The 11,633-nt window shown below is 66.4% G+C and carries 9 protein-coding genes and 1 pseudogene; 7 read left to right on the top strand and 3 right to left on the bottom strand.

All coding sequences use genetic code 11. The annotated features are described in order from the left end of the window. Positions 1 to 52 precede the first annotated feature (52 nt). From FYJ92_RS14365 to FYJ92_RS14345, 5 genes are all read left to right on the top strand, one after another. A complete protein-coding gene (locus tag FYJ92_RS14365; RefSeq protein WP_185261294.1) occupies positions 53 to 445 on the top strand; it encodes a VOC family protein in 393 nt (130 codons plus the stop codon). A 43-nt stretch (positions 446 to 488) separates the two neighbouring features. Next, positions 489 to 1,874 carry a cystathionine beta-synthase gene (locus FYJ92_RS14360; protein WP_185261293.1) on the top strand — a complete coding sequence of 462 codons (1,386 nt, stop codon included), beginning with the start codon at positions 489 to 491 and terminating at the stop codon, positions 1,872 to 1,874. A gap of 13 nt (positions 1,875 to 1,887) precedes the next feature. Continuing rightward, positions 1,888 to 3,051 (top strand): cystathionine gamma-synthase, encoded by a 1,164-nt coding sequence (locus FYJ92_RS14355; RefSeq protein WP_185261292.1) that lies wholly within the window; start codon positions 1,888 to 1,890, stop codon positions 3,049 to 3,051. A gap of 72 nt (positions 3,052 to 3,123) precedes the next feature. Continuing rightward, positions 3,124 to 3,612 (top strand): helix-turn-helix domain-containing protein, encoded by a 489-nt coding sequence (locus tag FYJ92_RS14350; RefSeq protein ID WP_185261291.1) that lies wholly within the window; start codon positions 3,124 to 3,126, stop codon positions 3,610 to 3,612. Beyond that, positions 3,609 to 4,931: an MFS transporter gene (locus FYJ92_RS14345; protein ID WP_185261290.1), complete on the top strand. Its 1,323-nt coding sequence runs from the start codon at positions 3,609 to 3,611 to the stop codon at positions 4,929 to 4,931. The genes FYJ92_RS14350 and FYJ92_RS14345 overlap by 4 nt, the downstream gene beginning before the upstream one ends. 3 nt (positions 4,932 to 4,934) lie before the next feature. Here FYJ92_RS14345 and FYJ92_RS14340 read toward each other — a convergent pair whose 3' ends face one another. After that, a complete protein-coding gene (locus FYJ92_RS14340) occupies positions 4,935 to 8,066 on the bottom strand; it encodes a glycoside hydrolase family 2 TIM barrel-domain containing protein (RefSeq protein WP_185261289.1) in 3,132 nt (1,043 codons plus the stop codon). 162 nt (positions 8,067 to 8,228) lie between these two features. On the opposite strand from FYJ92_RS14340, the pseudogene FYJ92_RS19140 reads away from it, so the two are divergent. Next, positions 8,229 to 8,381, top strand: a pseudogene (locus FYJ92_RS19140) (TetR family transcriptional regulator); the annotation flags it as partial. After that, positions 8,382 to 8,840, top strand: a complete 459-nt coding sequence (locus tag FYJ92_RS14335) for a TetR/AcrR family transcriptional regulator (protein WP_255482422.1) — start codon at positions 8,382 to 8,384, stop codon at positions 8,838 to 8,840. Positions 8,841 to 8,859: 19 nt separating this feature from the next. On the opposite strand, the gene FYJ92_RS14330 is transcribed toward FYJ92_RS14335, so the two are convergent. Together FYJ92_RS14330 and FYJ92_RS14325 are read right to left on the bottom strand one after the other, a co-directional pair. Beyond that, positions 8,860 to 10,068 carry an acyl-CoA dehydrogenase family protein gene (locus FYJ92_RS14330; protein ID WP_185261287.1) on the bottom strand — a complete coding sequence of 403 codons (1,209 nt, stop codon included), beginning with the start codon at positions 10,066 to 10,068 and terminating at the stop codon, positions 8,860 to 8,862. A 9-nt stretch (positions 10,069 to 10,077) separates the two neighbouring features. Next, a complete protein-coding gene (locus FYJ92_RS14325) occupies positions 10,078 to 11,616 on the bottom strand; it encodes an APC family permease (RefSeq protein ID WP_185261286.1) in 1,539 nt (512 codons plus the stop codon). Between the last annotated feature and the right edge of the window lie 17 nt (positions 11,617 to 11,633).

The following is an 11,633-nucleotide window of genomic DNA, read 5'->3' as shown; positions in this document are numbered from 1 at the left end:
CATGTGGCGCGGGGCGTCCGCGCCTTCCCCCTCGCATCCAAAGGAGCATGCAGTGGCTGGAGTTGTGCATTTCGAGATCCCCACCGGTGACAAAGAACGCGCCAACACCTTCTACCAGAGCGCGTTTGGCTGGACCCTGATCCCCATGCAGGGGATGGACTACACCAGCGCCATCACTACGCCGTCGGACGAACAGACAGGCATGCCGAGCACGCCCGGAGCGATCAACGGTGCCCTGTTCCCACGCACGGATAACCTCAAAACCCCCATCATCACCATCGATGTGGAGGACGTGGACGGAGCTCTGGCGCAGGTAGAATCCGCCGGCGGCTCCGTGGCGCAGGCCAAGGACGCCGTTCCCGGCATGGGCTATTACGCCTATTTCAAGGACACCGAAGGCAACATCATGGGCCTCTGGCAGACAGATTCCTCGGCGGGGAGCTGAGCCCCGGGCAGGACCTGCAGCGGCAGGCGGTAACTTTGTACCTATGAAGTACGCGCAGTCCGTCCTGGACCTCATCGGAAACACGCCGCTCATCAAGCTCAACCACGTGACGGAAGGCCTCAAGGCCACTGTCCTGGTCAAGCTGGAATACATCAATCCTGGCGGCTCCATCAAGGACCGCATCGCGGTGAAAATGATCGAAGAGGCCGAACGGACCGGCAAGCTCCTGCCTGGCGGGACCATCGTTGAGCCGACGTCGGGAAACACCGGTGTTGGTCTGGCGCTCGTTGCCCAGCAGAAGGGCTACAAATGCATCTTCGTGGTGCCGGACAAGGTGGGCGAGGACAAGCGCGCCGTGCTTCAGGCGTACGGCGCCGAGGTAGTGGTCACACCTACGTCCGTGGCCCCGGACAGCCCGCAGAGCTACTACAGTGTCTCGGACCGCCTGGTCACGGAAATTCCGGGCGCCTACAAGCCTGACCAGTTCTCCAACCCGGCCGCCCCCGGCAGCCACTACGAGTCCACCGGGCCGGAGATCTGGCAGGACACGGACGGTACGGTGACGCACTGCGTGATCGGCGCCGGCACCGGCGGCACCATCACAGGCACCGGCCGTTTCCTCAAGGAGATCTCGGCGGACCGTCCGGAGGCCGACGGCGGCCGGGTCAGGATCATCGGGGCGGACCCCGCAGGTTCGGTCTACTCCGGCGGCACCGGGCGCCCGTACTTCGTCGAGGGTGTGGGCGAGGACATGTGGCCGGCCAACTACGACAAATCCGTTCCGGATGACGTCATCGCCGTCACCGACGCCGATTCCTTCGCCATGACCCGGCGGCTGGCCCGCGAGGAAGGGCTGCTGGTGGGAGGCTCGTCCGGCATGGCCGTGGTGGCAGCACTGGAGACCGCCCGCGACCTCCCCGAAAGCGCCGTGGTGGTGGTCATCCTCCCGGACTCCGGCCGCGGTTACCTGGCCAAGATCTTCAACGACCAGTGGATGCGTTCCTACGGCTTCCTCTCCGGCGGCGAAGAAGCCTCCGTGGGTGAGGTCATCAAGACCAAGAACGGCGAGCTGCCGGACCTGGTCCACATCCACCCCAACGAGACCGTCCGTGATGTCATCAACATCATGAACGAGTTCGGCGTCAGCCACATCCCGGTCCTCTCGCAGGAACCGCCGGTGGTCATGGGCGAGGTCCTCGGCGCCGTGGATGAGCGCAGCCTGACCTCCAAGCTGTTCCGCGGCGAAGCCAAGCTGACGGACAAGATCTCCGAGCACATGGGGCCCCGCCTGCCGGTCATCGGCTCACTGGAAACCATCTCCGCAGCCCGCGAGCTGCTCTCCGATGTGGACACCGTGATGGTGACGTTCGTCGGTGCCCCTGTGGGAATCCTCACCCGCCACGACCTCCTCGCCTACCTCAGCAACTAGCTAAAGGAACTCCATGTCTGTTTCTGAAAACCAGGGTTTCAACACGCGCGCCGTCCACGCCGGCCAGGCCTTCGAGCCCCGCACCGGCGCCGTGGTCCCGCCGGTGCACTTCAGCTCCACCTACGCCCAGGACGGCATCGGCGGGCTCCGCGACGGTTACGAATACGGCCGCGGCACCAACCCCACCCGCGACGCCCTGCAGGAGCAGCTCGCGGCCCTCGAAGGCGGAACCCACGCCTACTCCTTCAGCTCCGGCCTCGCGGCGGAGGACTCCCTGATCCGGGCGCTGACCCGGCCCGGCGACCACATTGTGCTCGGCAACGACGCCTACGGCGGCACGTACCGGCTTATCAACCGCGTGCTCGGGGACTGGGGGATCGGCAACACCCCCGTGGACATGGCGGACCTGGACGCGGTGCGCAAAGCCGTGGCCGCGAACAAGACCCGCTTCGTCTGGGTGGAGACCCCCTCCAACCCGCTGATGAAGATCACCGATATTGAGGCCCTTGCTTCGATAGCGCACGACGCCGGGGCCCTCCTCGTGGTGGACAATACCTTCGCGTCGCCGTACCTTCAGAACCCGCTCGCCCTGGGTGCCGACGTTGTGGTCCACTCCACCACCAAGTACATCGGCGGGCACTCCGATGTGGTGGGCGGCGCCATTGTGGTCAACGACGCGGAGCTCGCGGAGAAGATCGGCTTTGTGCAGTTCGCCGTGGGTGCGGTGTCCGGCCCGATGGACGCGTTCCTCACCACCCGTGGCCTGAAGACGCTTGGCGTGCGCATGGACCGGCACAGCGACAACGGCCAGGCCGTGGCCGAATGGCTGCTGCAGCGCCCCGAGGTGGAGGCCGTCCTGTATCCGGGCCTGCCCTCCCACCCCGGCCACGAGCTGGCGAAGAAGCAGATGAAGAAGTTCGGCGGCATGGTGTCCGTCCAGTTCAAGGGCGGCGAGGCGGCGGCCCGCACGGTCGCGGAAAACACGCAGGTGTTCACGCTGGCGGAGTCCCTGGGCGGCATCGAATCACTGATGAACTACCCCTCGGAGATGACCCACGCATCGGTCAAGGGCACGGAACTGGCCGTTCCGGTCAACCTGATCCGTCTCTCGTGCGGCATCGAGGACGTGGAAGACCTCATCGCCGACCTGGAGCGGGCCTTCACCTTCCTCAAGTAGCACCTTTCCAACTACGGGTACAAGCCAAAGGGCACCCTGGCTTTCTTCAAGAAAGTTAGCTAGGGTGCCTTTATGGTACTCCGCTCCGACTGGTCCCAGCGCAACTGCAGCATGGCACGAGGTCTCGACATTTTGGGTGACCCCTGGAGCCTGCTTGTGCTCCGCGAGGTCTTTTTCGGCAACGGGCGCTTCGACGCCATGAGGTCCCGGCTCGCCGTCGCGGACTCGGTGCTCACCAGGCGCCTGGCTGGTCTGGTGGAGTCGGGGCTGCTGGAGAAGAAGGCGTACGACGACGGGGGCCGCGCCCGCCAGGAGTACGTCCTGACCCCGAAGGGTGAGGACGCCCTCCCGGTCCTGAACGCCGTGGTTTTATGGGCGGAAAAGCACCTGCCGGCCCCCTCGGACCAGGCCCACATGTACGTGATCCATTCCGGCTGCGGCCAGCGGACCAGTTCCGCGGACACCTGCACCGGCTGCGGGGAACGGCTGACGGCCGAGAACACCAGCTGGCACAGCCTCACCCGGACGGACGCGCCGGTGCAACTGTCCACCGCCGCGTGAGCGCCACGGAAACAACCCGGCGTCGGCGCCTGCACCCCGCCTGGATCGTCGCGGCAGTCGCCTTCCTGGCCCTCGTGGGAGCCGCCGGATTCCGTGCTGCCCCGGGCGTCCTGATGGTGCCGCTGCAGCAGGAGTTCGGCTGGTCCACCACCGTCCTGTCCGCAGCCGTCAGCATCAACCTGGTGCTGTTTGGCCTGACCGCCCCCTTCGCCGCGGCCCTGATGGAAAGGTTTGGAATCAGGGCCGTCACCGCCACCGCCTTGGTGCTGATCGGCGCGGGCAGCGCGCTCACGGTGCTGGTCAACCAGTCCTGGCAGATCCTCCTGACCTGGGGCCTTTTGATTGGACTCGGCACAGGGTCCATGGCGCTCGTCTTCGCCGCCACCATCGCCAACACCTGGTTCTCCAAGAGCCGGGGCCTGGTGATCGGCATCCTCACCGCCGGCAGCGCCGCCGGCCAGCTGGTCTTCCTGCCGTTCATCGCCATGCTGGCCCAGGACCCGGGCTGGCGGCAGGCATCGCTGCTGATCGCCGCCGGCGCGCTGGCGGTGGTGCCGCTGGTGCTGAAGTTCCTCAAGAACTCACCGGCCGACGTCGGCGCCTTGCCTTACGGTGAAACGGCACCTGAGGAGGGAACGGCTGCGTCCCCGGTTGCGGAAGCAGACGCCGTGGACAGCGGGCGCAGCAGCAACGCCGCGGTGCGCGCCCTCCAGGTGCTCAAGCGGGCAAGCAAGGTGCGGACGTTCTGGGCGTTGGTGGCGGGATTCGCGATCTGCGGCGCCACCACGAACGGGCTGATCGGCACGCACTTCATCCCCTCCGCCCACGACCACGGCATGCCCGAAACCACTGCGGCCGGGCTGCTCGCCGTCGTCGGGATCTTTGACATCGTGGGCACCATTGCCTCGGGCTGGCTGACCGACCGGTACAACCCCAAGATCCTGCTGGCCGTGTATTACCAGTTCCGGGGGCTCGGCCTGCTGGTGCTGCCGCTGCTCCTGAGCGCCACCATCCAGCCGAGCATGATTGTTTTTGTGGTGATCTACGGCCTGGACTGGGTGGCGACTGTGCCGCCCACCGCGGCAATCTGCCGGAAGACATTCGGCGCAGACGGCAGCGTGGTGTTCGGCTGGGTGTTCGCGGCCCACCAGCTGGGCGCGGCCGCTGCTGCCCTCGGCGCCGGCGTCATCCGGGACGCCACCGGCCAGTACACCTACGCCTGGTTCGGCGCGGCGGCCATGTGCACCATCGCCGCCGTGATCAGCGCGACCATCCGCAAGGACGCAGGCCAGAAGGAGCCGGTGGCCGTGGCGGCTTGACCGCTACCCGGCCGTCCCGATGCGCAGCGTCAGCGTGCGGGCCTCCGGACGAAGCGCGAAGTCCGGCCAGACGTCCGGGCCGCAGGCCCGTGAACCCAAACCGTGCTGGGCAGCGTCCAGGTAAAGGTAGCTGTGCTCACTCCGGGGCAACTCGTGGGGATGGGCGGCGGCGCTGACCTCCTGTGCGGTGTGACGGGCCAGGGTGAAGCCGGGTCGGCGCCCGCGGGCATCCGGCACTGTCTCGATCTTCAGCCAGGGCGCGCCCGCGTTGTTCAGCTCCAGTGAACGCACGGCACTGCGGTGCCCGCTCTCCTGCGGCTTCGCGTACGGCACCGTGAGGTCGTCGATTGCTGCCGAATACCGCCCGATCAGTGCCGCGTGCATGCTGTCCGGATACGATTCCCGCGGTCCGGCGCCGAACCAGGAGGCGCCGTCCACGGAGCCGGGCAAATCGAATCTGACCCCGATGCGCGGCCAGATCATGTTCCAGCCGGCACTGGGAACGATGTCCAGGCGCAGCCACAGCTCCCCATCCGCGAGCTGCCACTGCTCTTCGACCGTTACGGAGTCGGCGCTGTCCGCGGCCGCGTACCGCGTCCGGACCACTACGGATTCGTCGTTCGCCGCGACCTTTTCTACCCGGGCAGTCAGGCGGTCCAAACCTGCTGTCCGCCACACCGAGGCCGACGTCGGAGCCGGCACCCCGTTTCCGTTGTTCAGCCACGGGTCGCCGAGGTCGTAACTGCCGCCGCCGGCTCCGCCGTCGTTGTCCGTTGGTGCGCGCCAGAGCTCCAAGCGGGGACCGGCTACCGTCAGGCCGCCAAGCGACAAAAGGCGGCCCTCCTCGAAAACGGCGGGCCCGAGGGTTAACCTTCCGGCCCCCGAGGCGCCAGCCCGGTCGGCGGAAGCCAGGGGGCGCGGGGCCTGAACTGACGGCCCAGGCGCCGAGAGATCCAGCTGGGCCGCTGAAATCACGTGCCCGGCCGGAGCCCACTCGGTGTCCTTGCGGAGAACGGCTTCGACGGTGAGCCAGTGCTCGCCGTTGCCTGGGACGGCGAACTCCGGTAGCGCGAGGGTCACTGATTCGCCGGCGGCAACGGCCTTACCCGCCGTTCCAGCCACTGCCAGATCGCCCGAGTCGCTGCGGACCCCGTCAACCTCCGTCCGCCACTGGAACACGACGTCGGACGAGTCCGCCGAGTGCCGCAGGTTGGCGACCGTGCAGAACCGCCGTGCACCGCCGTCGGACGCTGTCCCAACGGGCACCTCGGTGCCGAAGCCCAATCGGATCGGCGCCACGATCTGCTTGTATTCGAAAAGTCCCGGGCTCGGTGTCGAATCGGAGAGGACCATTCCGTCCATCACGAAGTTGCCGTCATGGATGACTTCGTTGAAATCGCCGCCATAGGCGAAGAACTCGGTTCCGTCTTCCGTGCGTGTGCGGATGCCGTGGTCCCGCCATTCCCAGACGAAGCCACCGTGCAGCCGTGGGTAGCGGTCAACGAGGTCCTCATATTGGTCGATGGCGCCGGGGCCGTTGCCCATCGCGTGAACGTACTCGCACAGGATGAAGGGTTTGGTCCGTTGCCGTGCCGATTCGGCGGCGGAACAGCCGAGCAGCAGGGAGCCGGAGTCGTCCCGTCCGATCGCCTCGGTCTCGGGCACGGAGGAGTACATCCGCGAATAGACGTCCGTGTAGGTGCCGCTGTAATCGCCCTCATAGTGCACGGGGCGTCCGGTGTCGCGGGCGTGGGCCCACGCGGCCATTGCGGCGAGGTTCGCGCCCGTGCCTGCCTCGTTGCCGAGTGACCACATAACGATGGAGGGGTGGTTCTTGTCGCGCTCGATGGTGCGCTCGATTCGGTCCACGAAGGCTTCGCGCCAGGCGGGATCGTCGCTGGGATTTCCGGCCCACTGCTGGGCATGGAATCCGTGCGTTTCGAGGTCGCACTCAAGAACCACCCAGAAGCCCATTTCATCAGCCAGGTCCAGCAACCTGGGATGCGGGGGATAGTGGCTGGTGCGGATGGCATTGACGTTGAACTGCTTCATAAGGGCCAGATCGGCGCGGGCAAACTCTTCGTCGAAGACGCGGCCCCGGTCGGGGTGGGTCTCATGCCGGTTCATGCCGTGGAACACCACACGCCGGCCGTTCACGAGAAAGCGGTCCCCCACGATTTCCACCGTGCGGAAACCGAGGCGTAGGGAGAGCGTTTCGGCAGCGCTGCTCACCGTCGCGTCGTACAGCCGCGGGATCTCGGCAGACCACGGTTCGACGGCGTGGATCGCCACCGGGGCAACGTCCGCAGCAGAGTTCCACGTGACGTTGATGCCCAGCTCCGGAACGGACAGCGTCACCGGAAAGGCATCGCCCTTTGCCATGATTTCAGGGTCAATGGTGCCGGCGCCGGAATGACCGGAGCCGCTGAACGAGGTGCGCAGCCAGACGTCGTCGATCCCGCCCGCCGGCCGTGCCTGGAGCGACACGTCGCGGAAGATGCCGGGCAGCCACCACTGGTCCTGGTCTTCGACATAGCTCGACGCCGACCACTGGTGCACCCGCACGGCAAGCACGTTGGATCCCGGGCGCACCGCATCGGTTACGTCGAATTCCTGAGCCAGCCGGCTCCCGACGCCGACGCCGATCTGAATCCCGTTGATCCATGCCTTGTACCGCGATTCGACGCCGTCGAACCGCAGCAAAATCCGCTCGGCTTCGGTCCATGCCGCCGGCAGTTCGAAGGTGCGCCGGTAGTCGCCGGTGGGATTCTCGTCGGGGACGTTGGGTGCATCGGTGGGAAAGGGGAACTGGACGTTGGTGTAAATGGGAGGCCCGTAGCTACCGTCGCCTTCCAGCACCCAGTGGGCCGGGACAGCGATCTCGTCCCACGACGAGTCATCGAAGGTCTCATCGGCGACGCCGTCGAGAGCCTCGCCTGCGGGTAGGGCGCCGCGGCCCCCGGGGGTTCCGGGTGCACCAGGCAGGAGCCGGAAGCGCCAATTGCCGTTGAGCGACTGGGTGGGGGCAGTGGTGTGCAGCCAGGAGCGGGCGGCCGTCCGCCGGCCCGAACCCGGTCCGCGGTCAGTGATATAGGAAACATCGGCGGCGCGGCCGGACGCTGTGGACTGGGACATTGCTTGACTGCTCCTTCTGTACGCCCGCCGCGCCGGAAGCGCGTGCCGGGGACTGTGATGGCCGGCACATGGGGAGTCGATACGAGACAGGCTAACACAAAATTCGAGTGACCACTCGAGTTTTGATTCGATCGGTTACTTCCGCCTGTACACTGGCATGCCATGACCACAAACGAGGCGGGGCGGCCGTCCCGGCGGGGACCATATGCGAAGTCGGCGGAACGCCGGCAAGCCATACTTGTTGCCGCGCACGCCGTCTTTGCGGCCCACGGGTACCGCGGGGGCTCCTTGCAGGATGTTGCAGACCACCTCGGAATGAGCCAGACGAGCCTCCTGCATTACTTCCCGTCGAAAAGCGATCTGCTGCTTGCCGTGCTCAACTGGCGCGACTCGAATACCGGCGATGGCATAACGCCGCCCGATCCCGGGGAAGGGCTCGTTGACGCCGTGATCCGCCAGACGCGCTTCAACGAAGAAATCCCAGGCGTCATTGAGCTGTACACCGTGCTGTGCGCGGAATCCGTGACGGACGGCCATCCGGGGCGCGAATTTTTCACCGAACGATTTGACCGGCTGCGGGGGAGCTACGCCCGTCGGTTCACGCAGCTCGCAGATGAAGGGCGGCTGTGCCCCGGTGTGGAACCGGAAGTCGCCGCGGCCTCCTTGATTGCCCTGTGGGACGGCATCCAGACGCAGTGGCTGCTGTCGCCCGACAGCGTCGATATGGCAAAGTGCCTGCGTGGCTACCTTGAGCTGGTCATCCTGCCCGACTAGCCACGCGGGGCGGGCGGGGTTACCGGAACGCGCCGAGGCCCGTGATGTATTGACCAAGGACGAGCATGTGGACCTCGTCGGTGCCTTCGTACGTGCGGACTGACTCCAGGTTGGCAGCATGCCGCAGCGGCGAATAGTCCAGCGTGATGCCGTTGCCGCCGAGGATGGAGCGGGCTTCCCGGGCGATCTTGATGGCCTCGCGCACATTGTTCAGCTTGCCCAGCGAGATCTGCTCGGGCCGCAGTCTTCTTTCGTCTTTGAGGCGCCCCAGGTAGTAGGCCAGCATGGTGCCCTTCTGGATCTCCAGCAGCATGTTCACCAGCTTCTCCTGCGTCAGCTGGTACCCGGCCAGCGGCTTGCCGAACTGCAGCCGGTCCTGGGAATACGTCAGGGCAGCCTCGTAGGAATCACGCGCGGCGCCCATGGCACCCCAGACGATCCCGTAGCGTGCCTCGTTCAGGCACGTGAACGGTCCGCGAAGGCCCAGTGCGCCCGGCAGCATGGCCTCCGGTCCCAGCCGGACGCCGTCGAACGCCACATCGCACTGGATGGAAGCGCGCATGGAGAGTTTCTGCGCGATGGGGGTGGTGGTTACGCCCGGCGTGCCGGCCGGCACCAGGAAGCCGCGGACGCCGTCGTCGGTTTTGGCCCACACCACCATCACCCCGGCCACGGACGCCAGCCCGATCCAGCGCTTGGCGCCGTCCAGGACCCAGCCGGCGTTGTCCCCGGTACCGTCCCGGCGGGCAAAAGTGGTCATCGAGGACGGGTCGGAGCCCGCCGTGGGTTCGGTCAGTGCGAAGCAGCCGATCACTTCGCCGGCAGCCATCCGGGGGAGCCACTCCTGCTTCTGGTCCTCCGAACCCCATTTGTGGATGGCTGTCATGGCCAGGGACCCCTGCACCGAGACGAAGGTCCGGATCCCGGAATCGCCCGCCTCGAGTTCCATCGCGGCCAGGCCGTATTCGACGGCGGAACGGCCCGGGCAGCCATACCCTTCCAGGTGCATCCCCAGGACGCCCAGCTCGCCGAGCTCGGGAGCCAGCTCCAGCGGAAAGACGGCGTCGTCATACCAGCGGGCGATGTTTGGTTTGATCCGCTGGTCGGTGAAGTCGCGGATCCGCTGCCTGAGTGCACGCTCGTCCGCGCTCAGCAGCGCGTCAAGGGCCAGAATGTCCGACGGGTCCGGTGCGGCAGGTACTTCGGCAGTGACATCAGCGTCGCTCATGTGAGTATCTTAGGCCGACGTGGGTGTGGCAGCCGCGGCCGTCGGCTTCCCGGTGAAATACTCCCGCGTTGACGGCAGGAACCGGCAGACAACGGCAAGGACCACTCCCAAGGCCAGGAGCACCACGCCGCTGACAAAGGCCCCGCCGACGCCGAAGATCCGGGTGTCACCGTAGGCCGGATCCCACATCTGGACGGCGGAAATGAAAAACGCCGCGGTGAGGATCAGTGCACCGAGCAGCGGAAGGATGCCCCGGAACCAGAGGTTGCGGGCTGATTCCCGGAACGTGCCGCGGAAATACCAGAAGCACGCGAAGCCGGTGAGTGCATAGTAGAACGCGATGAACAGGCTGATGGCGCTGATGGAATCGGAGAGCAGGTTTTCGCTGAGAAAGCTCATGGCCACGTAATACACCACGGCTGCTGCGCCCATGATCTGGGTGGAGAATCCGGGGGTCTGGTTGCGGGTGTGGACTTCGCCGAACTTCGGCGGCAGCGCGCCGTGCACACCCATCGACAGGGTACCGCGGGCCGTTGGCAGGATGGTGGTCTGCGTGGAGGACAGGACCGAGGCCAGCACTGCCACCACAATCAGCCAGCCCCACGGACCCAGGACCACGTCCTTCATGGCCAGGAAGACGTCGGCCTGGTTCGCTTCGTTGCCCAGGCCAATGCCCTCGGTACCCACTGTGGCGTACATCATCACAAGGAGGGCTATCGAGACGTAGATGGCCACCAGGACAAAAGCTGAAATGACGGCGCCGCGCCCCGGCGTGGTGGTCGGGTTTTCGGTTTCCTCGTTCACGGCCAGGCAGGTATCCCAGCCCCAATAGATGAACAGGGCAAGGAGGGTACCGTGCACTACGGCGAACGGGTCCGCGAAGGCGCCGGCCGGGTTGAACCACTCGAAATCGAAGGCCTGGCTGGTGGTGGCTTCGCCAGGCACCCCACCCACGATCCGCACAATGATGGCCAGTGCGAAGATGCCCAGCGAGACGTACTGCACGTACGTCAGGACCCGCTGGACGTGCTCACCCAGCCGGATGCCCCGGTAGTTCACCAGGGTCATAAACACGATGAACAGCACACCGGTGGCCGTGACCACCACCTTGTTTTCGGCCAGTGAGCCGTCGCCGATCAGCAGCCACACGTACTGGCCTGCCACCTGCGCCAGGTTGGCCAGGACCACGATGCCGGCCAGGGCAACACCCCAGCCGCCCAGCCAACCCGCCCAGGGACCGAACGCCCGGCGGGACCAGGTGAACGTGGTGCCGCAGTCCGGCATGGCGCTGTTCAGCTCCCGGAACGCGTAGGCGATGAACAGGACAGGGATGAACCCGAGAACCAGGATCAGGGGAGTGTAGTTTCCGTTGACGGCCACGATCAGGCCCAGTGTGGCGGCCAGCGAATACACGGGCGCCGTGGACGCAAGGCCCAGCATGACCGAGTCGCCGAGGTCCAGGATCCCCGCCCGGAGGCCCTTGGCGGGGACGGCACCGCCGGAGGGTCCGCCGGAAGCGCCGGCCGCCGTCGTCGTCTTCGCACTCATACGGTCACCGGGCTCGG

This window comes from Pseudarthrobacter sp. NBSH8, from assembly GCF_014217545.1.
Lineage (GTDB): Bacteria > Actinomycetota > Actinomycetes > Actinomycetales > Micrococcaceae > Arthrobacter.
The sequence above is the reverse complement of the archived record's forward strand: the minus strand, read 5'-3'. Positions and strand labels throughout refer to the sequence as shown.

What these genes read in the sequence shown, in the direction of transcription:
- FYJ92_RS14360 (WP_185261293.1), top strand. Translation starts at nt 489, where the DNA reads ATGAAGTACGCGCAGTCCGTCCTGGACCTCATCGGAAACACGCCGCTC.
- FYJ92_RS14355 (WP_185261292.1), top strand. Translation starts at nt 1,888, where the DNA reads ATGTCTGTTTCTGAAAACCAGGGTTTCAACACGCGCGCCGTCCACGCC.
- FYJ92_RS14350 (WP_185261291.1), top strand. Translation starts at nt 3,124, where the DNA reads ATGGTACTCCGCTCCGACTGGTCCCAGCGCAACTGCAGCATGGCACGA.
- FYJ92_RS14340 (WP_185261289.1), bottom strand. Translation starts at nt 8,066, where the DNA reads ATGTCCCAGTCCACAGCGTCCGGCCGCGCCGCCGATGTTTCCTATATC.
- FYJ92_RS14335 (WP_255482422.1), top strand. Translation starts at nt 8,382, where the DNA reads ATGAGCCAGACGAGCCTCCTGCATTACTTCCCGTCGAAAAGCGATCTG.
- FYJ92_RS14330 (WP_185261287.1), bottom strand. Translation starts at nt 10,068, where the DNA reads ATGAGCGACGCTGATGTCACTGCCGAAGTACCTGCCGCACCGGACCCG.
- FYJ92_RS14325 (WP_185261286.1), bottom strand. Translation starts at nt 11,616, where the DNA reads ATGAGTGCGAAGACGACGACGGCGGCCGGCGCTTCCGGCGGACCCTCC.